Source organism: Paenibacillus sp. J22P218 (assembly GCF_056269195.1).
Map to the genome: position 1 here is coordinate 813,683 of NZ_JBWDNL010000002.1, position 26,484 is coordinate 840,166.

The 26,484-nt window shown below is 49.4% G+C and carries 32 protein-coding genes; 29 read left to right on the forward strand and 3 right to left on the reverse strand.

All coding sequences use genetic code 11. The features are described from left to right. Positions 1 to 8 precede the first annotated feature (8 nt). From resB to AC0YN0_RS12585, 4 genes are read left to right on the forward strand one after another with little or no spacing between them, the layout of a single operon-like run. Positions 9 to 1,679, forward strand: coding sequence for a cytochrome c biogenesis protein ResB (gene resB / locus AC0YN0_RS12570; RefSeq protein ID WP_475821530.1), 1,671 nt, complete (start codon positions 9 to 11; stop codon positions 1,677 to 1,679). Continuing rightward, the gene (gene ccsA / locus AC0YN0_RS12575) at positions 1,676 to 2,935 is read left to right on the forward strand and encodes a cytochrome c biogenesis protein CcsA (RefSeq protein ID WP_475821531.1); all 1,260 of its coding nucleotides are present in this window, start codon (positions 1,676 to 1,678) and stop codon (positions 2,933 to 2,935) included. Before resB ends, ccsA begins: the two co-directional genes overlap by 4 nt. Before the next feature lie 27 nt (positions 2,936 to 2,962). Beyond that, positions 2,963 to 3,679 carry a response regulator transcription factor gene (locus AC0YN0_RS12580; RefSeq protein ID WP_307201672.1) on the forward strand — a complete coding sequence of 239 codons (717 nt, stop codon included), beginning with the start codon at positions 2,963 to 2,965 and terminating at the stop codon, positions 3,677 to 3,679. Then, entirely contained in the window at positions 3,680 to 5,146 is a 1,467-nt protein-coding gene (locus tag AC0YN0_RS12585; RefSeq protein WP_475821532.1) for a HAMP domain-containing sensor histidine kinase, read from the forward strand. A gap of 162 nt (positions 5,147 to 5,308) precedes the next feature. Here AC0YN0_RS12585 and serA read toward each other — a convergent pair whose 3' ends face one another. After that, positions 5,309 to 6,901 (reverse strand): phosphoglycerate dehydrogenase, encoded by a 1,593-nt coding sequence (serA, locus tag AC0YN0_RS12590; protein ID WP_475821533.1) that lies wholly within the window; start codon positions 6,899 to 6,901, stop codon positions 5,309 to 5,311. A 320-nt stretch (positions 6,902 to 7,221) separates the two neighbouring features. On the opposite strand from serA, the gene AC0YN0_RS12595 reads away from it, so the two are divergent. Continuing rightward, positions 7,222 to 7,548 carry a rhodanese-like domain-containing protein gene (locus AC0YN0_RS12595; RefSeq protein ID WP_475821534.1) on the forward strand — a complete coding sequence of 109 codons (327 nt, stop codon included), beginning with the start codon at positions 7,222 to 7,224 and terminating at the stop codon, positions 7,546 to 7,548. A gap of 6 nt (positions 7,549 to 7,554) precedes the next feature. Here the strand turns inward: AC0YN0_RS12595 and AC0YN0_RS12600 are convergent, their stop codons facing one another. Continuing rightward, complete coding sequence (locus AC0YN0_RS12600; protein WP_475821535.1) at positions 7,555 to 8,472, reverse strand: hypothetical protein; 918 nt, start codon at positions 8,470 to 8,472, stop codon at positions 7,555 to 7,557. A 112-nt stretch (positions 8,473 to 8,584) separates the two neighbouring features. Between AC0YN0_RS12600 and AC0YN0_RS12605 the strand changes: the two genes are divergently transcribed. Both AC0YN0_RS12605 and AC0YN0_RS12610 read left to right on the forward strand, forming a co-directional pair. After that, the gene (locus tag AC0YN0_RS12605; RefSeq protein ID WP_475821536.1) at positions 8,585 to 9,178 is read left to right on the forward strand and encodes a lysostaphin resistance A-like protein; all 594 of its coding nucleotides are present in this window, start codon (positions 8,585 to 8,587) and stop codon (positions 9,176 to 9,178) included. Beyond that, the gene (locus AC0YN0_RS12610; RefSeq protein WP_442050418.1) at positions 9,175 to 9,414 is read left to right on the forward strand and encodes a hypothetical protein; all 240 of its coding nucleotides are present in this window, start codon (positions 9,175 to 9,177) and stop codon (positions 9,412 to 9,414) included. Before AC0YN0_RS12605 ends, AC0YN0_RS12610 begins: the two co-directional genes overlap by 4 nt. On the opposite strand, the gene AC0YN0_RS12615 is transcribed toward AC0YN0_RS12610, so the two are convergent. Further along, positions 9,398 to 10,267, reverse strand: coding sequence for a polysaccharide deacetylase family protein (locus AC0YN0_RS12615; protein WP_475821537.1), 870 nt, complete (start codon positions 10,265 to 10,267; stop codon positions 9,398 to 9,400). The two genes, AC0YN0_RS12610 and AC0YN0_RS12615, sit on opposite strands and share 17 nt — an antisense overlap. A 182-nt stretch (positions 10,268 to 10,449) precedes the next feature. Between AC0YN0_RS12615 and AC0YN0_RS12620 the strand changes: the two genes are divergently transcribed. The 22 genes from AC0YN0_RS12620 (at position 10,450) to AC0YN0_RS12725 (ending at position 26,463) form a co-directional block, all read left to right on the forward strand. Next, on the forward strand, positions 10,450 to 10,773 hold the full coding sequence (locus tag AC0YN0_RS12620; protein ID WP_475821538.1) for a hypothetical protein: 324 nt from the start codon (positions 10,450 to 10,452) through the stop codon (positions 10,771 to 10,773). A gap of 209 nt (positions 10,774 to 10,982) precedes the next feature. Continuing rightward, positions 10,983 to 11,603, forward strand: coding sequence for a genetic competence negative regulator (locus tag AC0YN0_RS12625; RefSeq protein ID WP_475821539.1), 621 nt, complete (start codon positions 10,983 to 10,985; stop codon positions 11,601 to 11,603). A gap of 154 nt (positions 11,604 to 11,757) precedes the next feature. Continuing rightward, a complete protein-coding gene (locus tag AC0YN0_RS12630) occupies positions 11,758 to 13,008 on the forward strand; it encodes a Glu/Leu/Phe/Val family dehydrogenase (protein ID WP_475821540.1) in 1,251 nt (416 codons plus the stop codon). A gap of 15 nt (positions 13,009 to 13,023) precedes the next feature. Further along, positions 13,024 to 13,719 (forward strand): glutamic-type intramembrane protease PrsW, encoded by a 696-nt coding sequence (gene prsW / locus AC0YN0_RS12635; RefSeq protein WP_442050413.1) that lies wholly within the window; start codon positions 13,024 to 13,026, stop codon positions 13,717 to 13,719. Between the two features lie 54 nt (positions 13,720 to 13,773). Then, positions 13,774 to 13,932, forward strand: a complete 159-nt coding sequence (locus AC0YN0_RS12640) for a hypothetical protein (protein WP_307201646.1) — start codon at positions 13,774 to 13,776, stop codon at positions 13,930 to 13,932. A gap of 108 nt (positions 13,933 to 14,040) precedes the next feature. After that, positions 14,041 to 15,393: a germination protein YpeB gene (gene ypeB, locus AC0YN0_RS12645; protein ID WP_475821541.1), complete on the forward strand. Its 1,353-nt coding sequence runs from the start codon at positions 14,041 to 14,043 to the stop codon at positions 15,391 to 15,393. 57 nt (positions 15,394 to 15,450) lie between these two features. Then, positions 15,451 to 16,104: a flagellar brake protein gene (locus tag AC0YN0_RS12650; RefSeq protein WP_442050410.1), complete on the forward strand. Its 654-nt coding sequence runs from the start codon at positions 15,451 to 15,453 to the stop codon at positions 16,102 to 16,104. A gap of 81 nt (positions 16,105 to 16,185) precedes the next feature. Beyond that, positions 16,186 to 16,365: a hypothetical protein gene (locus AC0YN0_RS12655; protein WP_475821542.1), complete on the forward strand. Its 180-nt coding sequence runs from the start codon at positions 16,186 to 16,188 to the stop codon at positions 16,363 to 16,365. Positions 16,366 to 16,640: 275 nt separating this feature from the next. Further along, a complete protein-coding gene (gene cmk, locus AC0YN0_RS12660; RefSeq protein WP_475821899.1) occupies positions 16,641 to 17,309 on the forward strand; it encodes a (d)CMP kinase in 669 nt (222 codons plus the stop codon). A gap of 3 nt (positions 17,310 to 17,312) precedes the next feature. After that, positions 17,313 to 17,894 carry a lysophospholipid acyltransferase family protein gene (locus AC0YN0_RS12665; protein ID WP_475821543.1) on the forward strand — a complete coding sequence of 194 codons (582 nt, stop codon included), beginning with the start codon at positions 17,313 to 17,315 and terminating at the stop codon, positions 17,892 to 17,894. A gap of 106 nt (positions 17,895 to 18,000) precedes the next feature. Further along, positions 18,001 to 19,236 carry a 30S ribosomal protein S1 gene (gene rpsA / locus AC0YN0_RS12670; RefSeq protein WP_442050407.1) on the forward strand — a complete coding sequence of 412 codons (1,236 nt, stop codon included), beginning with the start codon at positions 18,001 to 18,003 and terminating at the stop codon, positions 19,234 to 19,236. Between the two features lie 235 nt (positions 19,237 to 19,471). Further along, positions 19,472 to 20,131, forward strand: a complete 660-nt coding sequence (locus AC0YN0_RS12675) for a YphA family membrane protein (protein WP_475821544.1) — start codon at positions 19,472 to 19,474, stop codon at positions 20,129 to 20,131. After that, entirely contained in the window at positions 20,131 to 21,048 is a 918-nt protein-coding gene (locus AC0YN0_RS12680) for a YIEGIA family protein (protein WP_475821545.1), read from the forward strand. The genes AC0YN0_RS12675 and AC0YN0_RS12680 overlap by 1 nt, the downstream gene beginning before the upstream one ends. After that, positions 21,041 to 21,220 (forward strand): capping complex subunit for YIEGIA, encoded by a 180-nt coding sequence (locus AC0YN0_RS12685; RefSeq protein WP_475821546.1) that lies wholly within the window; start codon positions 21,041 to 21,043, stop codon positions 21,218 to 21,220. The genes AC0YN0_RS12680 and AC0YN0_RS12685 overlap by 8 nt, the downstream gene beginning before the upstream one ends. Positions 21,221 to 21,298: 78 nt before the next feature. After that, positions 21,299 to 22,621 carry a ribosome biogenesis GTPase Der gene (der, locus tag AC0YN0_RS12690; protein WP_337103486.1) on the forward strand — a complete coding sequence of 441 codons (1,323 nt, stop codon included), beginning with the start codon at positions 21,299 to 21,301 and terminating at the stop codon, positions 22,619 to 22,621. 12 nt (positions 22,622 to 22,633) lie between these two features. Continuing rightward, entirely contained in the window at positions 22,634 to 23,236 is a 603-nt protein-coding gene (gene plsY / locus AC0YN0_RS12695; protein WP_337103485.1) for a glycerol-3-phosphate 1-O-acyltransferase PlsY, read from the forward strand. Between the two features lie 8 nt (positions 23,237 to 23,244). Further along, positions 23,245 to 24,279 (forward strand): NAD(P)H-dependent glycerol-3-phosphate dehydrogenase, encoded by a 1,035-nt coding sequence (locus AC0YN0_RS12700; RefSeq protein WP_442050403.1) that lies wholly within the window; start codon positions 23,245 to 23,247, stop codon positions 24,277 to 24,279. Between the two features lie 136 nt (positions 24,280 to 24,415). Beyond that, a complete protein-coding gene (locus tag AC0YN0_RS12705) occupies positions 24,416 to 24,691 on the forward strand; it encodes a stage VI sporulation protein F (RefSeq protein WP_307202332.1) in 276 nt (91 codons plus the stop codon). A 166-nt stretch (positions 24,692 to 24,857) separates the two neighbouring features. Continuing rightward, the gene (locus AC0YN0_RS12710) at positions 24,858 to 25,037 is read left to right on the forward strand and encodes a DUF2768 family protein (RefSeq protein ID WP_337103483.1); all 180 of its coding nucleotides are present in this window, start codon (positions 24,858 to 24,860) and stop codon (positions 25,035 to 25,037) included. Between the two features lie 60 nt (positions 25,038 to 25,097). Continuing rightward, positions 25,098 to 25,394: a 2Fe-2S iron-sulfur cluster-binding protein gene (locus AC0YN0_RS12715; RefSeq protein ID WP_337103482.1), complete on the forward strand. Its 297-nt coding sequence runs from the start codon at positions 25,098 to 25,100 to the stop codon at positions 25,392 to 25,394. 125 nt (positions 25,395 to 25,519) lie between these two features. Further along, a complete protein-coding gene (locus tag AC0YN0_RS12720) occupies positions 25,520 to 26,119 on the forward strand; it encodes a nucleotidyltransferase family protein (RefSeq protein WP_475821547.1) in 600 nt (199 codons plus the stop codon). Beyond that, the gene (locus AC0YN0_RS12725) at positions 26,116 to 26,463 is read left to right on the forward strand and encodes a 2Fe-2S iron-sulfur cluster-binding protein (protein WP_337103480.1); all 348 of its coding nucleotides are present in this window, start codon (positions 26,116 to 26,118) and stop codon (positions 26,461 to 26,463) included. The genes AC0YN0_RS12720 and AC0YN0_RS12725 overlap by 4 nt, the downstream gene beginning before the upstream one ends. Positions 26,464 to 26,484 lie beyond the last annotated feature (21 nt).

The window sequence follows — 26,484 nt, forward strand, 5'->3', positions numbered from 1 at the left end:
GATAAGCTGTGTTAGTCGTAGAGAACACAAAATGCGAATGCGGCCATCAAAACTCGGTAGGCACGGTATTATGCGAAAGCTGCGGCAAGCCGCTTTTGCCATCCGAAGCCGAAGATACCGAAACGCCGCTTGAGATGCGTTATGACGGCGTCGCGCGCCGTTCGCAGAAGAGCAATCCGAATGTCATCGACCGGGTGTGGAACTTCTTCTCTTCTGTCAAAATCGCGATTTACTTAATTATTATTACATTCGTAACGGCAATGTTGGGAACGATCTACCCGCAGGAGAATACATTCATCAATAACTTCGAGCCTGCCGTTTATTATGAGGAGACGTATGGCCTAACCGGCAAAATTTATTATTTGCTCGGCTTGTCCCATACATACGAATCATGGTGGTTTATCGGCTTGCTTGTCATGATTGGAACGTCGCTCGTCATTTGCAGTCTCGACCGCGTGCTGCCGCTTTATCGGGCGCTTAACAAGCAACAGATCCGCAAGCATCTGCTGTTCATTAACCGTCAGAAGACGGTGTACAAGCAGACCATTGAAGGCGATCCAGAGCAATGGGCAGAGCAATTCGGCGCGCAGCTGAAGCGCAAGGGCTATCGCATCCATCGCGACGGGAGCTCATTGCTTGCGGAGAAAAATCGTTTCAGCCGCTGGGGTCCTTATATCAATCACATCGGCTTGATCCTGTTCTTGCTTGCAATACTGGCTCGCAGCCTTCCAGGCTTCCAAATGGATTCGTATATTACGATACCAGATGGTGATACGGTTCAAATTAGCGGAACGAACTATTACGTTAAGAACGAGAAGTTCATCATTGAATTTTATAAGGATGATGAGCTGCCTGAGACGCTGAAGGGGACAGCGCGTGCAAAGCTGTTCAAGACGCAAGCGGTATTGTACACATGTTCAAGCAATTGCGACGATCCGCTGAAGCAGCCGGAGCTTACGGAAGTGAAGCGTCATGATATTATCGTCAATGATCCGCTTAAGTACAAAGGTCTTAAGCTGTATCAGTTCGACTTCGATATGACGCCGCGACTAAATGCAGTTCACCCGGTTCTTATCAACAAGCAGACAGGTGAATCGTATGGACCGTTCGACTTGCCGATGAAAGACTCGGCACTCAAACATGAGCTTGGTCCTTATACGCTTGAACTATATGCGAATTTCATGGAATTCGCGCTCGACAGCAATGGCAAACCGACAACGCTTTCGCGTGATCCAATTGCGCCTGCATTCATCTTTACGGTCAAAGGTCCTGGACTTGCAGCCGAGGGAGAGCCTTATATGTACTTCCCGATGCAGAAGGACAAAGTAAAGTTTGCCCAGGATGTCATTAATGGCGCATTGGCTGAGAAGATTGAAATCAAGGTTGATGGAATGGAGAACGTCGAGTTCTCGGAAGCATCCACCTATTTGAACGTAAGGATGGACAGAGCGCTTCCTTACGTATGGATCGGCGCAGTATTCTCGATGCTCGGCCTGCTTATGGGCTCTTATTGGCAGCACCGAAGAATATGGCTGCGCGTTGATGACGGCGAGCTGTCGCTTGGCGCTCATACGAATAAGAACTGGTACGGCATGCGCTCGGATGTAGCCGGTGCGCTCAAAAAAATCGGGATTACCGTCGATCCGAAGGCGCTCGATAACGGAGGGAACAACGCGTGAGTTTAGTCGAATTTAGCAGCGACGTTTTTTTAGTCGCATTCTTTCTTTACTGCTTTGCCTTTATGTTCTATGTCATCGCGGTTGCCGGCAAGAAATGGAGCAATCGCAAGCCAGCCGATCATGAAAGACGCTGGGGCAAGATCGCATTTATTACATCCAGTCTTGGACTTGCGGCTCACTTAGCGTTCTTCTTCACGCGCTGGGCAGGCAGCGGGCAAATTCCTACGAGCAACATGTATGAGTTCATGACCTTCCTCGGTATGGCCATTATGATTGCGTACACGATCATTCATGCGATTTATCGCAAGCCGTTGCTCGGCATGTTCGCCTTGCCGCTAACGGTTATCATCGTTGCATATGCGGCCGTATTCCCAAGCGATGTACAGCCTTTGATTCCGGCCCTTACGTCGAACTGGCTTAAGATTCACGTGACGACGGCTGCGCTTGGCGAGGCATTCTTCGCAGTTGGTTTTGCTGCAGGTCTGATGTATCTGTTGCGTGTTGTCGATTTCAAACAGACGACGAAGGAAGCTCGTAGAGATCAATTTTGGGTTGAATTCACCCTGTACTCGCTTATCTTAATCGTTGGATTTATTATTGCCGTATTCGGCTTCCGCGGCGCCGGTTATGAAGCGCACTTCACTCAAGAAATATCGGAAATCGACAGCAAGGGCATTGAGCAAACGACAACGGAGAAGGTTGCTTATGCGCTTCCGCCGATCGTGAAGCCTTACAATAGCCAGGTCGTCGAGATGGACAGCTTCCTTGGCTTGGAGAAACCGCTATTCGAAGCGCCTTATTGGATGAATGGCATTAACGCAGGCCGTAAGCTGAACACCGTTGTATGGTCGGTTATTGCGGGCAGCATTTTATACGGATTGCTCCGCCTTGCCTTCCGCAAGCGTCTGGGTGCAGTGATTCACCCGGCGATGGAAGGCATCGATCCTGAAGATCTGGATGAAATCAGCTATCGTGCGATTGCGATCGGTTTCCCGGTCTTTACACTAGGCGCACTCATCTTCGCCATGATATGGGCGGAGAAAGCTTGGGGTCGCTTCTGGGGCTGGGATCCGAAGGAAGTATGGGCACTTATTACATGGCTTTACTACAGCGCCTACTTGCATTTCCGTCTATCGCGAGGCTGGCAAGGATTGCGTTCGGCTTGGCTAGCGGTTATCGGATTTGTTATTGTATTGTTTACATTGATCGGCGTCAACTTGATTATCGCCGGTTTGCATTCTTACTCAGGGACTTAACACAAGAATGGAGAGGAGTAATGCCGTATGACCGATTACTCAAACCGTATTTTAGTCGTTGACGATGAGGAACGAATTCGCCGCCTGCTCAAAATGTATTTGGAGAAGGAAGGCTATACGATTGATGAGGCTGAGGATGGAGAGACAGCGCTTCGGCTTGCATCAAATACGGATTACGCATTGATATTGCTCGATGTAATGCTGCCGGGAATCGATGGCGTCGAGGTATGCTCGCGACTTCGTCAGATTAAGGCGACGCCGGTCATTATGCTGACCGCAAAAGGCGAGGAAATGAACCGCGTACAGGGCTTCGAGGTTGGCGCTGACGACTATGTTGTTAAGCCATTCAGCCCGCGCGAAGTGATCTATCGCGTGAAAGCGATACTGCGTCGTTCGTCTGCTACTGCGTTCTTGACCAAGGAGATTAACTCCAGCAACAACATCGTGTTTCCTAACTTGATCATTGAGCATGACGCGCACCGCGTAACAGCCGGAGGTCAAGAAGTAAGCCTAACGCCTAAGGAATATGAGCTGCTGCACTACTTGGCCGTCTCGCCGGATAAAGTATTCTCGCGCGAGGAGCTGCTAAAGGATGTTTGGAACTACGAGTTTTTCGGTGACTTGCGGACAGTGGATACCCATGTGAAGCGGCTTCGCGAGAAACTGAACAAAGTGTCTCCGGACGCGGCCGCAATGATAACGACCGTATGGGGCGTCGGCTATAAGCTTGAGGTACCGAAGTAAATGAAGTTGATTCAACGATTGACACGCATGCTATGGAACAGCGTGGTCGGCAAGCTTTGGGCTACCATCATGCTGCTTGTAGCGGTTGTACTCATCATATTAGGCGTATTTTTGCTGCAATATATTGATATATGGTTTAATGAGGATGCCCATGATATTAAGATTTTGTTCATCGTCGTTGCCATCATCGGTTTCCTGCTGTCTACGTTCTTCGCTTTCTTCCTGTCGGCGAAGATCCAACAGCCGTTATTGCAGCTTAAGAACGCAGCGGATTCCGTGTCGCAAGGCAATTACAGCACAAGGGTCGATATTCGGTCGACGGATGAGATCGGCGAGCTTGCGAAGACATTCAATCATATGACCGAGCAGCTTGACAAACTGATTCACGATTTGAATCATGAGAAAAATCATTTGACCAGCATCCTGCGAAGCATGGGCGATTCGGTTATTACGTTCGATGCGGCAGGTCAAGTGATATTGACAAATCCGAGCGGTCATCTGCTCATCAATCAGTGGTCGGGGCTCAAGCATGAATGGCATGATGACGAGTTGCCGAATAACGATGCACACTACGAGAGCGTACCGATGCCACTGCGAGAATTGTACCAATCCGTAATGGAAAAGGGGCATGACTTAAGCGAGAAGGTACATGTTCATACTAACGTATGGTCGGTCGTTATGGCGCCGCTTCAATCGAACGGCGTTGTCCGGGGTGCAGTGGCCGTAATACGGAATGTAACCGAGGAGCATAAGCTTGAGAAGCTGCGCAGAGACTTCGTAGCGAACATATCGCATGAGATTCGCACGCCATTATCGATGCTGCAAGGCTATAGCGAAGCATTGCTTGATGATATTGTCGCTTCGCCTGAGGAAGGCAAGGAGCTTGTGCAGGTTATCCATGACGAGTCGCTTCGTATGGGCAGGCTCGTCAATGACTTCCTTGACATCGCTCGGATGGAAGCAGGGCATGTGGAGATGAACTTCCACGAGATCGATCTGTGCCATGTTCTGAAGCGCGTCCACCGGAAGTTCCAAGTGTATGCGAAGGAGAGAGAAGTGCGGCTTCAGATCGATATTCCGAATGAGCCGCTTACGATGCTGGAGGCCGATGAGGATCGCTTAGAGCAGGTATTAACGAATCTGCTCGATAACGCACTTAGGCATACGCCGGCTGGGAAGTCTATCACTATAGCAGGGCATCAGGCGGATGTGAATGGAGAAGCCTTCATTCAAATTATGGTTCGTGACGAAGGGCAAGGAATTCCGGTGGAGGATGTTCCGTACGTATTCGAACGGTTCTATAAGGCGGATAAAGCCCGCAAACGCGGTTCTTCCAGCGGTACCGGCCTTGGTCTTGCGATCGTGAAAAACCTGATCGACCTTCATAAAGGCCGTATTGTGGTGGAAAGCGCTGTTGGCGTTGGCACATCGTTCACCCTGTTGCTTCCTGTCGATTATCATCAATAGTTGTCAAAGCGTTCCCTTGCGGAGCGCTTTTTTTGTTGAGAACCATCGTTTAATCTTGTTGTTCGTGAAACAATGGGGTAAGTATCTATACAATAAGTAAAATAAAAGAACCTCATCATCCGCAAATGGGAGATGAGGTTCTTGTTCAGAGCAGCGGTTCTATTAGTAAAGCTTGATTTCCTTAGCTGTGTTCAGCTCAGGAAGGCTTGTCAACTGTTGAAGCACTTCTTTCGGAGCGGCTTTGTCAACACGAAGGACCATGATAGCCGATCCGCCTTCAAGCTGGCGTCCTACTTGCATCGTCGCAATGTTCACATCGTTGTTGCCAAGCAATGTGCCGACGCGACCGATGATACCCGGTCTGTCGTTGTGCGAGATCAGAATCAGGTTGCCTTCAGGCGTAACGTCAACTGGGAACTTATCGATCTGTACGATGCGAGGACCGTAGCCAGTTAGCAAAGTACCCGATACGACATGCTCTTCCTTCTTCGTGCGAAGCGACACGGACACGAGGTTCGTGAAGTCTTTGGAAGCCGTCGATTTACGGATCACGATATTAACGTCTCTTGTTTTTGCAAGATGCATCGAGTTGACCACATTTACGTTCTCAAGACCGAGGTGATGCGCAAGAACGCCGCGAACGATGTAGCGCGTCAATGGTTGCGTGTCAACTTCAGCCAGCTCGCCGGCATAGTTAACGATGATTTCTTGAACAGCGCCTTCCGTCGATTGAGCGATAAAGCTTCCGAGCTTCTCGCCAAGCGTGTAGTACGGCTGCAAAATGTTTTGCAGGTTAGCCGGGATAGGAGGCATGTTAACCGCGTTCATGAACGGCTCGTCACGCAATATGTGAAGCACTTGCTCCGAAACGTCGATAGCAACGTTTTCTTGAGCTTCGACAGTAGAAGCGCCAAGATGCGGCGTTACGATGATTTTCGGATGCGTTAGGAATGGATGATCTTCAGCTGGAGGCTCAACCTCGAATACGTCGAAAGCAGCACCCGCTACAACGCCTTTATTAACTGCGTCAACGAGAGCAATCTCATCAATAATGCCGCCGCGTGCGCAGTTCACGATGCGCATGCCTGGCTTCATGACTTCGAATTGCGCTTTGCCGATCATGTGGCGAGTCTCAGGAGTCAGCGGAGTATGAACCGTCATAAAGTCTGCGTTGCGAACGATCTCGTCAACCGAAGCGAGCTTGACGCCGATTTTCTCTGCACGCTCCTCCGTCATGAACGGGTCGTAGCCGAGAATGTCCATGCCGAAAGCTTTAGCGCGTTTTGCTACTTCGCTGCCGATACGGCCCATGCCGAGGACGCCAAGCGTTTTGTTGCGAAGCTCTACGCCAAGGAACGATTTGCGATCCCATTCGCCGCCAACGGTCTTCAGATAGGCTTGCGGGATATGGCGCGCAACAGCCATCATCATAGCGAAAGTATGCTCGCATGTCGTAATCGTATTGCCGTCTGGAGCGTTAATGACAATAATACCGTTTTGCGTAGCCGCTTCGAGGTCGATGTTGTCGACGCCGACACCAGCACGGCCAACGACTTTAAGCTGTTTGCCTGCTTCCATGATTTTAGCGGTTACTCTTGTTTGGCTGCGAACGAGAAGAGCGTCGTATTCGCCGATAATGGCAACAAGCTCGTCCTCGCTAAGGCCAGGTTTTTTGTCTACGGTGACATCATTTGCATCAACTAGCTGCTGGATGCCCAAATCGCTGATCGGATCGGAAACTAACACTTTAAACATGAGAAGTATGCCTCCTAAATTGGTGCAAGGCGATTGTGCCTTGCTTTCTAATATGAACAGAAAAACCCCCGTCCCGGCTTCGACTTGCAGCATCGGGACGAGAGTTGGATCATCAAGTCGTGACCGAAGTGGAGCGTATTCCAAGCCATAACGGCTGTTGCCGCACTGGAACGAAAGTGAATTCTAAAAGTAGACTCGGACTTTTCTATTTTATAGCAAGCGAGTGGACAATTGCAATGCTCAAACTTGCTGATTTGTGAAAATTTCGATATGATTCAACCATTGTGAGCAACAAATGACGACACAGGAGGTATAGGATAATGACAAAATGGCAGGATGTAGCTCCTGAGCAATTAATAGCAATTTTGGAAAGCGTTGAAGCAGATGCTTCGCAAATCATTGACGTACGCGAGCCGTACGAATGGGACTATTACCACTTAGAGCATACAACCTTATTTCCAATGAACACCATTCCCGGCAGACTGGATGAACTGCCAACCAACAAGACGCTGTATATCGTATGCGCGCATGGCGTTCGAAGCGAGGCCGTATGCCGTTATTTAGAAGAACAAGGCTATAGCGACCTCCGCAATGTTACAGGCGGAATGGCGGCTATAGCCTCGTTAAGAAACTTTCAGTATGATTAATATTAGTTAGTCGGCATTCGCAGAGAAGAAAGGCAACTGCGGAAGCAACGTTTTCTTGTAAAGCTTCGCGTGACTGTCAGCAAAGTCTCCGCTACGGACAGCGTCCGTGTCAAGCAGCAGCGCAACGATTTGGGACACGGTACCGAGTTTCATCTTCGCGGCTTGACCGGAAATGATAAATTCATCGACCCGGCTAGTCAGATCATGAGGATAAAAAGTCGTGATCTGCTTGCGGCCGAGCAAGGAATCGGCCATGAGCTTGTTCTTGACCGTAATAGGCAGCGTTTCCCACTTAGCGAGATCGAGCTTGGCTGAGAGCTTGTATTCGCTAGGAATATCGACGTTAACGCTCGATGACCACTTCAGCATAGCATCATAATAGGCTTGCTGCGCGGTTAATGATTGGGCGGTAGCGGTAATATAGTTTTTCTCCTTGGCGATTACTTGCAGCAGTTCATCGCCCTTTGCAGATTTGGAACTTGATGCCGCATGGGTTGCCGCGTCTGCGAATAGTTTCAAGCTGCGTATGTAACCGACTTGCGCCTCACCGAGCAGAGGGGAGTTCTGCATATTGAAGGAGCTTGCTTCGCTCGCTTTATTTTTTGCTAGATTAGACAACTCTTTAAAAGCTGATGAAGCATCAATGGACTCACCTTGCGATAGCTTGTTAACGGCGTTGAACCACTCGTTTTGAAATTCACGATAAGGCAAAAATACGGTATGATAGAAAGAAACCAAATCCTGCTGCTGATAGGGACTGACCGATTCTTTAGCTTCTGCGCTGGCCTTCTCCGCTTCGTATCTCGATTCGGTCCGATCTGCGCCAACTTCAATACCGTAAAAAAATGCGCCAACCGAGCATGCGAGCATGAAGACGAATCCGATGCTGTATAGCATTGCGTTAGCTGATAGTTTCTTTTCCATGACAAACTCCTTCTATGTATATGTAATGTGGTGGGTCTCTAAGTTCTAATCAGTATAGGTTAAAAGGCCGAAAAAGAAAATATGAACGAAACAGATTGGCGGGCGGGAAACGATGAAAAAGTTCGATATTCGCAATATTCGTGTACGTAAAGTTTCCGTTGACGATCTGGACGACAGAATGCTGCTCATTAACTTGTATGCGACGCAAGGGCTTACTTTTATTATCGGCTTGATATGGGTATTATTTCAGCGTCAAAACATAATTGCATTATTCAAATTTCCGAAAGAGCTTTCTTTCCTGTGGTGGGGAGTTGGACTAGCGGCGGCGGTCATCGTGGTTGACCTGCTCATTTCCAGGTTCGTGCCGGAGGAAGCCGCGGATGACGGCGGCGTTAACGATCGTATTTTTCGCAAGCGTCCGGTGTGGCATATTGTTCTCATTTCGTTTATTGTAGCAATATGCGAGGAATTGTTGTTTCGCGGCGCCATTCAGCATGCGATCGGTCCATATTGGACAAGTATCGTATTCGCGACCATCCATGTGCGTTATTTGAAACATTGGATACCGACAGGCTTAGTCTTCTCCATCAGCTACGGCTTAGGTTGGATTTATATGGAGACCGGATCGATTTGGTCCGCTATCATTGCGCATTTTGTAATTGATTTGATTATGGGTTTAATTATTCGATTCAGGAGGGAGTCATGAGCAGGAGAAGCAGGTCTGGAAGCTCGAGCAGACAGGAACACTATCAACTAGAAGGGACGGCTGAGCCGTCCGCAAGCAGTCTCGAATCCACCGACGTCTCGGCATTGCCGCCAAGACGCAAGAAACATCCATCAAGCGCGCAGAAAGTAACGAAATGGTATTATAATCTTATTGTAGTTTTGTTTCTTGGTCTGGTGGCGGGTTTGTTCTATTATGGTATTAAGTATACGCAATAGGAGAAATAGTCGCCGGATCAATGAAGGTATAACCTTCTTTCTCAAGCTTCGTCAGCAGCTCATCCAAAGCATCGGCTGTCCATTGCAATTCATGCATTAATATATTAGCGCCCGGATGAAGCTGCTCCATCACATTGCGGATCACCTCCGCGGGATTATCCCGTGCCGGTTTCTCCCAATCAAGCGAACCGTTAGACCACGTCATGTATAACATGCCGTGGTCTTTTGCTGTTTGCTTAACGATGTCGTTGCCAGCGCCGTAAGGCGGTCGGAAGAAGAGGGGGGCGGTTCCCGTTAATCGCTTTACCTCATCTTGTACATCGCCAATCTGCTGCTTCACCGCATCATCGCTGGCTTCTTTCAAATTGATATGATCCCAAGCGTGATTGCCGATCGTTTGTCCACGGCCTTGGATGAGCTTCAGAAGCTCAGGGTTTTGCTTGACCCTGTAGCCGTTAACGAAGAAGATCGCTTTCGCTTTATGTTTGTCCAGCGTAGTGAGCAGACTTTCGATAATCGTCTCATTATTTGGTCCGTCGTCGAATGTAAGAAGTACGGCTTTGTCGCTAGTAGCCTCATCGATCGGTATGAACCGGTAAGCGTCAGTCATCCGGTAGAGCGGCTTTGAGCTTACGGCTTCGGTTGGCGCAGCGGTTGTCTCGGTGTGAGGAACAGCACTTGCCTGTGCAGATGGAGTTTCGGACGGTTTCGCGGTAGCGGAAGCGGGCTGCTGTATAGTTGTGGAGGCTTGATCCGTCTCTGTCGTCGTCGTACTGGAACTGCAAGCGGCTAACATCACGAATAGCGAAGCGGTCAGAAGAGCGTTTAAAATCGGCAGGCGTCGTTTCATCATCGTTAAAGATTACCTCCGTCAATGTTATGTCGAGTTTTGCTGTAATTTGGCATTAGTATACCATAGTCACGCAATAGGCTACTCAGTCTCATTTCCTTATTTTATCGGGAATGACGCCTCTCTGCGGCGGTCACACTAACAACTGAATACGAAAGACGACGAAGGAAGAGGTGTTCTTACAGATGAAGTTAAGCGGATTTATCGTAGGCGGTTTGCTCGGCGCGGCAGCGACGGTGTATGTATCGCGGAAACGTCCAGGAACATTCGCGTGGGCTTCGAGCGCGATCTCGAATGCTTGCTCGAATATGATGGGCAAGTCGGTGTCCAAAATGATGAATAAAGGATTCATGCACGAGGCGTCGAAAGTCGCCCCAAAGCATACAGACGCTTCCGCAGGAAGGTCAGAAGCCGCTTGGGAACAAATTGAGGCGATCGTGAGCAACGATCCGGCTATCAAGAAGGAAGCGGACAAAATAAAAGCGGAAACGTCAGCCCTTGCCCACTAGCTGCCACAGCATAGCCCGGCATCCACGGAATCGCAGTCAACGATTGGCATAAGCCAGCCGTTATGCGATTCCTTTTTTTGCCCAATATTAGTGCATTCGACGGTTATACATGATAAAGTAGTTACATAGCATGATTTGATCAAATTGATCACATCTTACTAAAAATTTCATACGCTGTTACAACAGATGCTGCAGAGGAGGATCCTGTCATGAAAATCGAACGGCTGAGTCAGGACAAGATACGGATTTTCCTGACGTTCGACGACTTGTCGGAACGGGGGATCCATAAGGACGACATGTGGCGCGAAATTCCTAAAGTGCACGAGCTGTTCAGTGAAATGATGGACCAGGCATATACGGAACTCGGTTTCGATGCCAGCGGCCCATTGGCAGTTGAAGTGTTCGCCCTTCCCGCTCAAGGTATGGTGGTCATCGTTACACGCGGCAAGATGAATGCACACGCTCATGATGGCGGCCACACGTTGGAAGAAGATGATGCGGACGATGAAATATACGAGATGGAAGTTACGCTCGAACAAAGCGATATTGTCATGTACTCATTCCGCGACTTTGAGGATGTCATTGCCGTGTGCAAGCAGCTTCAATCTTCCGGCTTAACCGAAGATGGGAAGCTATACTCGTACAACGGGAAGTATATTCTTGCGCTAGAGCCTGCGCTGATCGACTCGTCGAAGCATAATGCCGTAATTGCCCTGCTTGCAGAATACGGGGAAGCGACATCCGTCACTTATGCGATGCTTGAGGAATACGGTAAGGTTATTATGCCAGAGTCGGCCATTCGTCAAATATGTCTTCATTTTAACTTTTAAGCACCATCCCTCGTTGAGAGCATCTGCGACCTTACCGGTTTGCAAGATGCTCTTCTTGCATTCCAGGCTGTCCTAACGCATGACTCCGTCTCTTATGGAATACGCTGTGAGCATGGCGCTCATATTATAAAGAGACAAGGGCGGTGATTGGGATATGAATGACAAAAATGAGACCGATGTGCTGCAAGCGACTCAAATCGTAATCGAACAAGCGCTGCAGCGGCTAGGCTATGAGCAAGATATGATCGAGCTGATGAAAGAACCAATGAGGGTGCTGACCGTTCGAATTCCGGTACGTATGGATGACGGCAAGACGAAAGTGTTCACAGGGTATCGTTCTCAGCATAATGACGCAGTTGGGCCAACTAAGGGAGGCGTTCGCTTCCACCCCGCAGTGAATGAGAATGAAGTAAAAGCATTGTCCATATGGATGACGCTTAAATGCGGCATAGCCGATCTCCCTTACGGTGGAGGCAAAGGCGGCGTTATCTGCGACCCGCGCAGCATGTCCATTCGCGAGTTAGAGCGTTTAAGCCGGGGATATGTACGAGCAGTCAGCCAAATCGTTGGCCCGACGAAAGACATCCCAGCCCCTGATGTGATGACAAATTCACAGATTATGGCTTGGATGCTGGATGAATACAGCCGCATTCGGGAATTTGATTCGCCGGGCTTCATCACCGGCAAGCCGCTTGTCCTCGGAGGCTCTAAAGGGCGTGAGACCGCTACGGCGCGGGGTGTCGTTATCATGATCCATGAAGCTTTAAGACTGAAAGACATCAAGCTGACGAATGCGCGAATCGTCATTCAAGGGTTCGGCAATGCTGGAAGTTATCTTGCCAAATTCATGCATGAAGCAGGTGCGAGAGTAATTGGTATTTCCGATGTGTCCGGAGCGTTGTATAATGAAGAAGGACTCGATATTCCTTATTTGCTGGATCGACGCGATTCTTTCGGCAATGTGACTAATCTGTTCCAGCAGACGATCACCAATGATCAACTGCTTGAGCTTGACTGCGACGTGCTTGTCCCTGCAGCCATCGAGAATCAGATTACCGAACATAATGCGCCGAACATTAAGGCTAAGGTCGTCGTTGAGGCGGCTAACGGTCCTACGACACTCGAGGCGACTCGGATTTTATCCGATCGCGGGATATTGCTCGTGCCTGACGTGCTTGCAAGCTCGGGCGGCGTTATCGTATCTTATTTCGAGTGGGTACAGAACAATCAAGGCTATTACTGGGATGAACAAGAGGTTGATGACAAGCTTCGCTTGATGATGATACGAGGCTTCGAACAAGTGTATGACATTCACCGCACCCGCAAAGTCGATATGCGGCTCGCTGCTTATATGGCCGGCATTCGCAAAGTAGCGGAAGCGGTTCGCTTCCGGGGGTGGGTGTAAGAAGGCAGGTGTTAGATGCTTATTTTTTCTATCTTGACAGCAGCGGTTGCGCCAGGCATTTCGCTGCTTACTTACTTATATTTAAGAGATAAATACGATGCAGAGCCGATCCACATGGTTGCGCGAATGTTCGTGTTAGGCCTGCTTATCGTTATACCGATTATGGTTATTCAGCGCGGTCTAGAGATATGGCTAGGCGATTACACGGGGGTGTTCATATTCCTCGAGTCAGCTGGGGTAGAAGAGTTCGTGAAGTGGTTCGTTCTTCTTCACGTCATTTACAACCATACTGAATTCGACGAGCCATATGACGGTATTGTATACGCCGCATCGATTTCGCTTGGTTTCGCGACGATGGAGAACGTGCTGTATGCGATCTACTCGCCAGCCAGCTTTGCAACCTTGCTCGGACGTGCGCTGCTGCCTGTATCCGGTCACGCCTTATTCGGCATTATGATGGGGTATTACTTTGGAAAGGCGAAGTTTGCTCCCGCGATTAAGACGAGGAGACTTCTTGCCATCTCCATGCTGCTGCCATTCGCGCTTCATGCCATCTATGATTGGATTATTATTTCAATCGGTTCTAATTACCTTTGGTTCATGGTGCCGTTCATGGCGGTGCTGTGGGTATGGAGCTTGCGCAAGATCAATTCCGCCAACTCCAGATCGCCGTTCCGATTCATGTCGCGAGAGGATGAGGTTAAATTATAGCTCATCCGTCCATAATGCTACTATAGGAACCATCTAGTAGCTTAGGGGGTAACGATGGAAGCGCGAGTGAAGGTGACCATTCGGTGCAATGTATGCGGGGAGAAGTTCGTGCTGCGGGGGCGACGGGATAAAGGCGGTATCGACACCGGCTTTAAACAATGCATCTGCAACAATAGCAACGACCTCGATATTGAAGAGCATACCGCCTATTAGGGCGGTTTACCGATGGATTGTTAGTCAACTGAATAGCATGGATGCATAAAGCTCCTTTTGGCAAACCAAACTAACACCAGGTTTGCACAAGAAAGGAGTTTTTTGCATATGTACCGCCGACTTAGTTCGATCCTGTTCCCCATAATGACAATCTTGTTTCTCGGCTCGATCTACTGGGGCTATCAAGAGCATCAAGAGAAAAACTCGATTCTCATAAAAGCGGAAAACCAATACCAGCGCGCCTTCCATAACTTGGCTTACCATGTCGAGCAGCTGCATCAGCAGCTAGGCAACACGCTGGCGGTTAATTCCACCTCGCAAGCGTACCATCGCAAAGGGCTCGTCAATGTGTGGCGGCTGACAAGCGAAGCGCAAAATGAAATCAGTCAACTGCCGTTAACGCTGCTGCCATTCAATGAAGCGGAGGACTTCCTGTCGCATATCGCTAACTTTGCTTATAAGACAGCTGTAAGAGATTTAAGCAAGCAGCCGCTGACACCAGACGAATTCGCAACGATGAAGACGCTCTATAAGAAATCCGAGGAAATTTCGAAAGATTTGTTAGGCGTTCAGAACAATGTATTAGCGAACAGCTTGAGGTGGATGGATGTTGAGGTCGCCATTGCGTCCGAGAAATCAAACAACGACAATGCGATCATCGATGGCTTCAAGACGGTCGACAAGAAGGTTAGCGAGTACCCGGAAATCAACTGGGGACCATCCGTTAGCAGCATGTATCAGAAGCGCTCCATTAAGATGCTGGGCGGCAAGTTTGTCAATTCGGAGGATGTGAAGAAGGAAGCTGCGAAGTTCACCGGCGAGGATGCCGGTGCGATCCGAGTAACAGAGAACGGCAAAGGCACTGAATTTGCTTCTTATACAGCTACGGTCGAATCGGGCAAGGACAGGAAGCTGCAGCTGGATTACACGCAGAAGGGCGGCCAACTCATCTCGTTCATGAATCCGCGCGAAATAGGAGCAAAGCAGATTGGCCTGAACAAAGTAAAGAGCAACGCGGAGTCATTCTTGGAGAAGCATGGCTTCAAAGGAATGAATGCAATCAGCTACGATATGTTCGATCGGGCGGGTACGTTGACCTTCGTACATAATCAAGGTGGCGTACTCATTTATCCGGAGAAGCTGACCGTGAAGGTGGCGCTTGATAATGGCGAGATTGTCGGCTTGCAAGCTACCGATTATGTATACGAGCAGCATGAACGGAAGCTGCCTAAGCCGGTGCTGACGAAGGCGCAGGCAAGCAAAGCGCTTAATCCGGAGATGAAGGTCCGCAGCGAACAGCTCGCTCTCATCGACAATGAATTAGGCGAAGAAGTACTCTGCTATGAATATACGGGACAAATCAATGGCAGCCTCTACCGTGTCTACATTAATTCAGAGACGGGCATTGAGGAATCCATTGAGGAAATGACGCGAAACGATACGAAAGCCGCCGACAAATAACGATATAGCTCCCCTCTAATCGACGTGCTATAATGTCAATGAAATGGGGGGAGCCAAATGTTGCCTAAAGTAAATCAAATGCTGTATTACCATATCGCTTCTGCCGATGAAGAGGAAGCGGCGATCGAATACAAGTCTCGCATAGCCGATGAGCAAGAAGACTGTTTGTTGATCGAAAATCCGCTCAGCGAGAAGACAGGACGTTTCAAACGGCTGTTTCTAGGGGACGAGCTGTCCGTCAACTTCATAACGGAAGCGGGCATCAAGAACTATTTCGATTCGCATGTCATCGGCTTTGCCGAGGATGTCATTCGACTTATTAAGATTCGCAAGCCCGATCCCGATCGGATTACGAAGGTGCAACGCCGTAATTTCCTGCGCGTGCCGGCCGAGCTTGAGATCGCGGTCAAACTGTCCGATCATGTTCGCTTCGTCTGCAAGACGGATGATGTAGGCGGCGGCGGCATTTCCTTTATATGCGATGGAAAGTGGGCGCTAAAGTCAGAGCAAATGCTGGAATGCTGGCTGCTCGTCCCATTTAAGAACGGTACGATCGAACATGCATCATTCAAGGCGGAGATCGTGCGCGTCGTAGAGATGGAGTCCGGTCGTCATCAGATCATGATTAAGTTCGCGAGCATCAGCGATTCCGAGCGTCAGAAAATAATTAGATACTGCTTCGAGAAGCAGCTTGAATATCGCAATCGATGAATAGAGTGGAATAGGTTGGCGAAAAATAGGGAAAGAACCCGAATTAAAAGAGGAGCGATTCCTATTTTTCGCGAGCTGTTTATGAAGAAAAAAAGTAAAAAACAGATCATTAAGCTATCTGACGAGGTTAGCGCTTTTCTCAAAAAAATGATCATAACGCTGCTCATCCTGGTTGTCTGTTCACAGGCTGCGCTCCAAAACGACACGATCAGACATTGGTTGACGGGTGTGGATCGGTGGGAAGGCGCAAGACTCAAATAGCTTCCCGTTCTTTTGCATCTGCGGGTATAGTGTGGTATAATTTTCACGTCGCAGGCAAAGCCTGCTTTTTTCTTGAAATATAAGAGGTAGAATAGTAGCGTTGCTGCGTTCTTATATTTCGCCCGCGAAACGATCGCGCCTGCTGCTTCGGCATGCATAACGACCGTTTACGCTAGAGAGGTTTGCGTCGCATACGTTAATCAATTCGGCCAACCGTCTCTCGATCTAAAGGGGGTTGACTGTGCGTGACGCAACACGGAGGTGACAGCGACCGTATGAATATTGCCATTGACGGGCCGGCAGGCGCGGGCAAGAGTACGGTAGCACGTAAGGTCGCCGAACAGCTTGGGTATGTCTACATTGATACGGGAGCGATGTATCGAGCGGTCACGTATACTGCGCAGCTTGCGGGCGTTCTGCCTGAGCAGACTGCAAGACTGGCCGAGCTGACAAGATCGCTTCAGATCGATCTAAGGCCCGGAGAACATGGACAATCGGTTTATGTGAACGGGGAAGACGTTACCTCATCCATACGTTCGCGGGAAGTCACCTTGCAAGTGTCCCATTACGCAGCGATCGAATCGGTTCGCGATGTGTTGGGAGCGCTGCAACGGCAGCTCGCAGCCCGCAAAGGCGTCGTTATGGATGGACGAGACATCGGGTCTCATGTGCTTCCGAATGCGGAGCTGAAGGTATTCTTAACAGCTTCTGTACAGGAACGCGCAGCGAGGCGGTATCGCGAAATTTCGGACAGCCAGTCCATTACACTGAGACAGCTGGAATCCGAAATCGCCGAGCGGGATCGCTTGGACGAGCAGCGCGCCATTTCGCCGCTGGTTTGTGCTTCCGATGCTGTCGTTCTGGACAGCACGGGAATGACAATTGACGAAGTTATTGCGGCAATTGTTAATTTAAGCCGAACCAAATTGGCGGAGGCGAAGTAAACTATGTTATATCGCATTTTTAGGTTTTTGCTCCGGGTCATTTACACCTTGCTATTCCGCTTGGAAGCAAGAGGTACGGACAATATTCCTGCAGACGGTCCAGTCGTGCTCGCTTCGAATCATTTGAGCTTGCTTGATCCGCCGACTGTAGGCATAAAAATTCGCCGTAAGGTGCATTTTATGGCCAAAGAAGAGCTGTTCAAAATTCCGGTATTCGGTCCGTTGATACGTTCCTTCGGCGCTTTCCCCGTCAAACGCGGCGGTGTCAGCAAAGATGCGATCAAATCAGCGATTTCCTTACTTAAGGAAGGCAATATGCTCGGGATTTTCCCGGAAGGCACGCGTAACAGTCAAGAGGGCACGGCAGCGAAGAAAGGCGCATCGATGATAGCGATCAGAAGCGGCGCAGCCGTTGTTCCGGTAGCGATCATCGGCAAATATTCGCCATTCCGCAAAATGATTGTATGCTATGGGGAACCGATCGATCTAAAGCCTTTTATTGAAGAAGGTGCGCCGGATATGCTGGAAAAAGTTACAGATGCCATTATGGCTCGCATTCGCGAGATCGCAGCACAACAATCTTAAGGCAAGCGCGCGTTTTAAATGCTGCTGGCGGAGCTATTTCGAGAGAAAAGGGCAATCGTCAGCGGATTTAAATAAAGTTGGGGTATGAATTGAGGAGGTTATTTCAATGTCAGAAGAAACTAATGTTCAAGAAACTGTAGCAGAAGAAGTAAGCCAAGATGCTATGGACAATTTCGTGTCTTTGAAAAAAGGCGATTCCGTCAAAGGTACGATCGTCAAAATCGAAGATAACCAAGCTTACGTAAGCCTTGGATATAAATATGACGGTGTCATTCCAATTCGTGAGCTTTCCGCTGTTCAAATCGAGAACGCAACCGAAGCGGTTCAAATTGGCCAAGAGGTTGAGCTTAAAGTTGTCAGCATCGACGACGAGAAAGAAAAACTTGTCCTTTCGAAACGTCAAGTTGACGGCGAGAAAGCATGGGATGTGCTTCAAGCTAATTTCGAGAGCGGCGAAGTATTCGAAGTAGCGGTAGCAGACGTAGTCAAAGGCGGCCTTGTTGTAGACGTAGGCGTTCGCGGCTTCATTCCTGCATCGATGGTTGAACGTCACTTCGTAGAAGATTTCAGCGGCTACAAAGGCCGTACGCTTCGCGTTAAAGTGAAAGAAATCGATCGTGAGAACAACAAAGTGATCCTTTCCCAGAAGGAAGTATTGGACGCTGAGTTCGAGCAAAGCAAGCAACAGGTTATGGCTTCGTTGCAAGTAGGTCAAGAGCTTGACGGTACGGTTCAACGCCTGACACCATTCGGCGCTTTCGTTGATATCGGCGGCATTGACGGACTTGTACACGTATCCGAGCTTTCCTGGCAGCATGTTGCACATCCGAAGGATGTTGTAGCTGAAGGACAATCGGTACGCGTTAAAGTACTTAAAGTTGATCCTGCTGCAGGCAAAATCAGCCTTAGCATTAAAGCTGCACAACCAGGTCCTTGGGACACGGCTGCAGGTCAATTCGCTATCGGCAGCATTGTTACAGGTACGGTTCGCCGTATCGTAGCATTCGGCGCTTTCGTAGAGATCGCTCCGGGCGTTGAAGGACTTGTACACATTTCCCAAATTTCGCACCAGCATATCGCTACGCCTAACGAAGTTCTTAAAGAAGGTCAAGAAGTACAAGCGAAAGTTTTGGACTTCAACCCCGCTGAGAAACGCGTTAGCCTAAGCATCAAAGAAACGGAAGAAGCTCCTGAGAAGCCAGCTCAAAGCCCGCGTGCCGAGAGAGCGCCTCGTGCTCCTAAAGTTGAAAAAATCGACAACCCGAACGTAAGCTTGAGCAATGAAAGCATGAGCTACTCCCTTGCGGAGCGTTTTGGCGACAAACTTAAAAATTTGAAATAAGATTTGAATGGAAGAGGCTATTCCTGTGCTAACGCACGGGGATAGCCTTTTTTTTGATATATAGGAAAGTATATCATTAAGCCTTCCTTTCTCTATATTTCATCGGAATGAAACGCGCAGCGCCACCAAAGGACGGCGACAGCCGTTTCACCTTGTGCAGAGCGATGCAGGAACACACTTCATTGGCATAGTCGTTAATGCTTGGGAGCATAATATGCGGATAAGAGGTGATGGGATGAATCCCGGATTTATTTCGGTTTGGATCGTTATTGCAGCATTGATCTTATTCGCAACGGGCTGGCGAGAATATCTGGCTCCCGGGATCAGCAGGAGAACATTAATCGTATTAGGAGCGGTTAGCGCCATTATGCTCATGATGCCGTTATGGGTCGATATCCACATAAGATCAGAAGCAGCTGTTGCAGCTGTTATTCATATCCATGCTGCTATTATATTGCTGCTTCTTGCAGGAATGGTTACAGGCAGGGACGATGAGGGGTGGAACAACAAGCTATATTTGGTGTTATGCGGAGTGATTGTCGGACTGGTGTGGGGAATTGTGAGGAAGCTGTACAGCTACGATCCCGTGTTTTATTGGCTTGGACCAAGCTGGGATGCTCCGATCTTGAGCGGCGCTTTATGCGGCGTATGTACTTCCAACGGCAAGCAACAGTTCGGCGTTATGATCTGGGGAGCCGTAATCGGAGAATTCGTATATGCGTTGTTATACAAAGGAATTGTAATGACGAGCATCGGCTCTGTGGCTTGGTGGGATCGTTTTCTTGTCTCGCTTGTTGCAGCCAGTCTAGCTAGTCTTGCGCACCGGGCCGTTCGTATGACCGGGTCGAAAATTAGCGATTTATTACTGAACTACAGAGGAGGCCGCTCGTCCTAATGCTGCAATATTTGGATCAGAACAAACATCTTATCGGCGTTTTGTTGGGAATTGTTTTCGGTATAATCGCTCGTCTCCTGATGCTTCGAACCGATTATCGGCAATATCCGACATATCCCCATGGACGGATTATTCATATTTCGTTAGGCGTAATTGCCGCTGCGCTTGGAGCGGTTGCGGTTCCCGCACTGTACAATAAGGACTACACGGCGATTACATTTTTAAGCTTGGCAGCACAGCAATTCCGGGACGTTCGCAAGATGGAGCGCGAGACACTGACAAAGATCGATAGCATGGAGCTAGTAAGCCGCGGCTCGACTTATATAGAAGGCATTGCGATGGTGTTCGAAGGACGCAACTATCTCGTTATTATGTCGGCTCTGCTTACGAGCCTGTTTGCGGTATTGTTCAATGTATGGATCGGCATTCTTGCAGGAGGAGTATCCTTATTGCTGGTCGAATGGCTGAAATCGGGAAAGTCGATCTCTCATATTGCAGAGGTCGAATCTGCACCGGTTATCATTGATGGGCCTGATCTGCTCATCGATGATATTTATATTATGAATGTCGGACTTAAGAGCAATCAGCAAATTATTGCCGAACGGGGTATTGGTTATATTTTGAAGCCGATCAATGCCAATAGCAAAGTGACGCTGAGCAATCTCGGACAAAGACAAGCGATCCTGTACGATTTGGCGACGATTATGGGCGTATATCGCGATGACGGCGAGCCGGCTCTCATTCCGATGGCCAAGCTAGATTTGAAGGACGGCAGACTTGCGGTCTTCTTATTGCCCCAAGAGCGGGATCAAGACAAAGGGAAGGAAGTCATTCTTCGCGTGCCGATTCTGGAGTCGGCGGTTCGCATGCCGACAGAGGCGGCCGTCAATAAGAAAGGAGCGGGCGAGCTTGGCTAAGATTGTCGCAATCGTAACGATGCATGGCAAACAAGTAGACGGCGGGGCGCCTATTTTTATCGTCGATGATGAGCAGGCATTAGAGCATACATCTTTCCTGCTGGAGAAAATTTTGGATGCAAGCGCGCATGATTTGAAGAATGGGACCTACATACTAGTCAATCATCATTAATATGAAAAGTTAGCCAAGACCGTAGTTTTTTGCTATGATGATTAGCGTGAGTATTTTTGAAGGAGTGAAAAGCTAATTATGGCAAGACCTGTTATTGCCATCGTCGGGCGACCCAATGTGGGCAAGTCCACTATTTTTAACCGTGTCATCGGCGACAGGCTAGCAATTGTAGAAGATAAGCCAGGCGTCACGCGTGACCGTCTGTATGGTATTGGCGAGTGGGCTGGAAAGCCTTTTAGCATTATCGATACCGGAGGTATCGAAATTGACGGCGAAGATGAGATTATGAAGTCGGTACGCATGCAGGCCGAGCTGGCGATCGAGGAAGCGGACGTCATTATTTTCATGGTCGATGCGAAGACTGGACTTACGCATGCCGACGATGAAGTGGCGCAAATGCTGTTCCGTTCGCGCAAGCCGGTAGTCGTGGCTGTGAATAAAGTAGATAATATGAATCGCATGGACGAAGTGTACGAGTTCTATGGACTTGGCTTCGGAACGCCGATTGCGATCTCTGGATCGCATGGCATAGGCATTGGCGACTTGCTTGAAGCTGCCGTTGAACTGCTCCCTGAGATTGAGGAAGACGGCTATGATGAAGATGTCATTCGTGTAGCTTTAATCGGCAGGCCGAATGTGGGCAAGTCGTCGCTCGTTAACGCCTTGCTGGGCGAAGAGCGCGTCATCGTGAGCAATGTTGCGGGTACGACACGCGATGCGATCGATACGCCGTTCGAGCGTGACGGTCAACGTTATGTGCTTATCGACACAGCGGGCATGCGCAAGAGAGGTAAAGTATACGAATCGACAGAGAAGTACAGCGTCATGCGCGCGATGAAAGCAATCGAGCGGGCGGATGTCGTCCTCGTTCTGATCAATGGCGAAGAAGGCATCATCGAGCAGGACAAGCATATCGCCGGATATGCCCATGAAGCAGGCAAGGCTTCAATCTTTGTCGTGAATAAGTGGGATGTTGTCGAGAAAGACGAGAAGACGATGCAGCAGTTCACGACGAATATTCGTGATCATTTCTTGTTCATGTCGTATGCTCCGATCGTGTATTTGTCGGCATTGACGAAACAGCGCTTACAGAAGCTTCTGCCAGTTGTCAATCATGTGTCGGAGCAGCATGCGCTGCGCATTCAGACGCATTTGCTTAACGATGTCGTCTCCGATGCCGTAGCGATTAACCCGCCTCCGGCTGACAAGGGCAAGCGGCTTCGCATTAATTATGTGACGCAAGTCGCAACGAAGCCGCCTACGATCGTCGTGTTCGTTAACGAACCGGAGATTATGCATTTCTCGTATGAACGCTATTTGGAAAATAAAATTCGAGCTGCCTTCAATTTTGAAGGAACGCCGGTTCGTATCTACACGCGTCGGAAGAACGAAGAGGATTAGGGGAGAAGAAGCTTGGCATACGGAGTCATTGCGGTTGTTTTGAGCTATTTGTTAGGCTCGGTTTCATTCAGCATCGTCATTGCCAAATGGGTCAAGGGGATTGACATCAGACAGCATGGCAGCGGCAATGCCGGAGCGACAAATACGCTGCGGGTGCTGGGCAAAGGCCCAGGCATACTTGTATTCCTGCTGGACATCGCCAAAGGGATCGCAGCTGTATGGATCGGTCATGGACTTGGCGGAGATAATGAATGGATACCGGTATTATCCGGGTTAGCGGCTATTATCGGCCATAACTGGCCGATATGGTTCAAGTTCAAGGGTGGTAAGGGCATTGCTACGACCGTAGGCGTCATTGCCACCTTGGCCTTCGTACCTGCAATATGCGCCGGCGTTATAGCCATCTTGTCTATCGTCGTTACAAGGTACGTATCGTTAGGATCGCTATTGTTCGCCAGCATAACGCCATTATTAATTGCATCCTTTTATTATTCTTTGCCTTTGCTTACAGCAAGCATCGTGTTATGTCTATTTGCGTTTGTTCGTCATCGCACGAATATCGTAAAGCTGTTCCAAGGCACTGAGAACAAGCTTGGTGCAAAGAAAGGGACGTGAATGCAGCTATGACCAACGAACATACATCAACTGCCCGCATCGCGGCAGTACTCGTGGCAGGCAGTTGGGGAACGGCGCTCGCTTCCGTGCTAGCGACTAACGGCTACAAGGTCAAGCTCTGGACGAGAAATGCCGAGCAAGCGAGCGATATTAATACGAATCGTGAGAATAGCAAATTCCTGCCTGGCGTGAAGCTGGATAGCTTGATCGAAGCTACGACAGATATGAAGGAAGCGGTGGAGCATGCCGAGCTTGCGCTCTTCGTTGCTCCATCGGGAGCGATGCGTGACGTGGCGAGGCAAGCTGCTGCTTACTTGTCGCCAGAGACGCTTGTCATCCATGCGACCAAAGGATTCGAGAGTGATACGCTGAAGCGGATGACTTCCGTTCTAGCCGAGGAGCTCGGACGATCTGCTGATCAATTAGTCGTTCTCTCAGGTCCAAGCCATGCGGAAGAGGTTATTCGCCAGCAGCCGACCACTGTCGTTGTCGCCTCTGCCAAGCTGAAAGCCGCCGAACAGGCGCAGGATGCGCTAATGAACGGCTATTTCCGCGTCTATACGAATCCGGACGTGCCTGGCGTTGAGGTTGCCGGCGCGATTAAGAACATTATTGCGCTTGGCGCGGGTTTGTCCGATGGCCTTAACTTCGGAGATAATGCGAAGGCTGCGCTTCTAACGCGCGGTTTAGCGGAGATCGGAAGATTAGGCACGGCAATGGGGGCTAATGCGCTTACGTTCGCCGGACTCGCCGGTGTAGGCGATCTGGTGGTCACTTGCACTAGCAAGCACAGCCGTAATTGGCGGGCGGGCTACATGCTGGCAGACGGGACGCCGCTTGAAGAGGTGCTTAACAAGATGGGCATGGTCGTTGAAGGCGTAAGGACCACGCGAGCTGCCTATGAACTCGCGAAGCAATATAATGTGGAGATGCCGATTACAGCCCAGCTGTATGAGGTATTGTTCGCGAACAAGAGTCCGAGAACCGCGGTCGAGCACCTGATGGGTCGATTGCGGACGCATGAAATCGAAGAAATCGGATAAGGACGTACGCCTATACCAAAACGTCCACCTCCTCATATGATGCTAGGAGCGCTGCAGAGCGCAGGCGTTGGCATACTTTATGTTATGCCGACGAGCCTTACGTTTGCGCCCGCAAGCCTATGAGGAGGTTAGAGCGTTGTCCAAGGATATGTCCAAAGACGTATTAGGCGCGATTAATAAGAAAACCGGCAAAAACATTACCGAGAGCGCGGTGAAAAAAATTGCCGGAGGCGTAACAGCCGAAACGATGCAAAACGAAGCGGAGCTTCGCAAGCTCATCAAGCAAGTATCGGATATGGCAAAGGTGAAAGTGTCCGACTCGACGGTTAACGATATTGTTAAAGCTGTCAAGGCTAGTGGCATGACCGCCGGCGGCATGGAAACGATCATGAAAATGATGATGAAGAAGTAAAGCATATCGGCAAGAGCTCGGCAGGACAGCGAATGTATTCATTCGTTCGTCACATCCTGCCGGCTTTTGTCCTTTTTTTTGTGCCGAGATAGGTACAAGTCAGGCTTGTCGAATGTTATAATAGTCGGGAACTTATTCCGTTACAGATTAGGAGAATCGATTCGAAATGGATGCAATGACAAAAATGTGGGTATCCTTTGTCGGCATAGGCCTGATGGCTATCGCCGCGGCTTTAATCACATTCGCCCGTTTGAAAACGAAGGGCGTTGTAAAATTTGTTTTATCGCTAGTCGCATTTATACTGCTAGTCCTCGGATTCGTATACGGCTTATTTTCCATCATATAGAGAAAGCTTACATACGATATAGAATAATTAAGGGCTGCGAAAGGGAGACCTGGAGACGCAATGATTGAGCTAAAAGGAAAAACGAAAACAGCTGTTGTCGAGCCGGAGGAAGGCATGTCGCTGCTTGATCTGGCAATCAAGCATAATGTGGATTGGAGCTTCTCTTGTGCCAGAGGCACATGCGCGCGTTGCCGCTGCCTCGTAACGGAGGGCGGCGACCAACTCGAGGAAGTAACCGATGATGAGTGGGATCGGCTTGAGCCAGAGGAGTTCGAGGAGGGCTATCGACTTGCTTGCCAAGCGATAGTGAAGCCGAATGCCGGCCCGATCGCTGCTGCCAATAAGCCTTATTTCTAAAAATATAAGATAGTATAAAATTTGCTGTTTATTCTGTGCTTATATTTCATTGCGAAACGGTCGCTGTTGCCGCCAAGGACGGTGACAGCCGTTTACGCTTGATGACAAAAGAAGGAGTGCCGGCGATGAATGAGAATAAGCAAATATACAGAGCGCTGGCTTCCGTAATTGACGTTACCGGCAGTGATTGTCCGAATTGGATCGTAGGCGGAAGCGCAGGATTGCTGATGCGCAAACTTCCGCTTCAAGCAAGCCCTCGAGATCTTGATCTCTATTGCGACGACGAGGATGTTGAGCGCATATACAAGAAGTTAAGTCGGTATGCGGTTGATGAACCGGATTTGAGCATTACGAACATGTATCGATCACGATTGTGTCATTTTAACATCGAAGGGGTATCTGTCGAGCTGGTCGGCGGCTTTGAAGTGACATCAGCTGACAGCTTCTATCATACGGATGTGAAGAAGCTTCTGATCCCCTACGGTATCAAGCTTACAGTGGATGGAACAGCAAAGCAGGCGAACGTCGTGCCTCTCGCGCACGAATTATGGTTCAACGCGCTGCGTGCCCGCGAGGATCGGGTGCAGCTTATTGCAGAGAGCTTTAATCATTCGGCCGACGGGCCCGCTCTGAGGGCCATTGAGACGGTTAACCGCTTCTCGGAGCAAGCAAGGCAATATGTGCACAGCTTCATTAGCGAGTCGAAAGCGGGGTTAAGGCGTTGAGCGCGGAAGTTACGTTTTGGCCATCGGGCAAGAAGGTTGCGGTGAAGCGTGGAACGACGCTGCTTGACGCGGCAAGACGTGCCAATGTTCTCATTCAGACGCGTTGCGGAGGCAAGGCGGCATGCTTTATGTGCAAGCTGACGGTGCTTCCGGGCAGTGAGCTGATGCCAATATCGGACAATGAACGCAGGAAGCTGGCGGGACTTGACGGCGAAGGCATCCGGCTCGGCTGTCAAGCGCGTGTCGACGGCAAAGTAGAAGTAACGGTGCCGCTTGACCCGCTTAAGGCGGCTATAGCGCGTCAATTAGCTAGGCAGGCAGAGCAGGATGAACCGCTCTGGTAGTTAACAAGTTGCGTAACACAA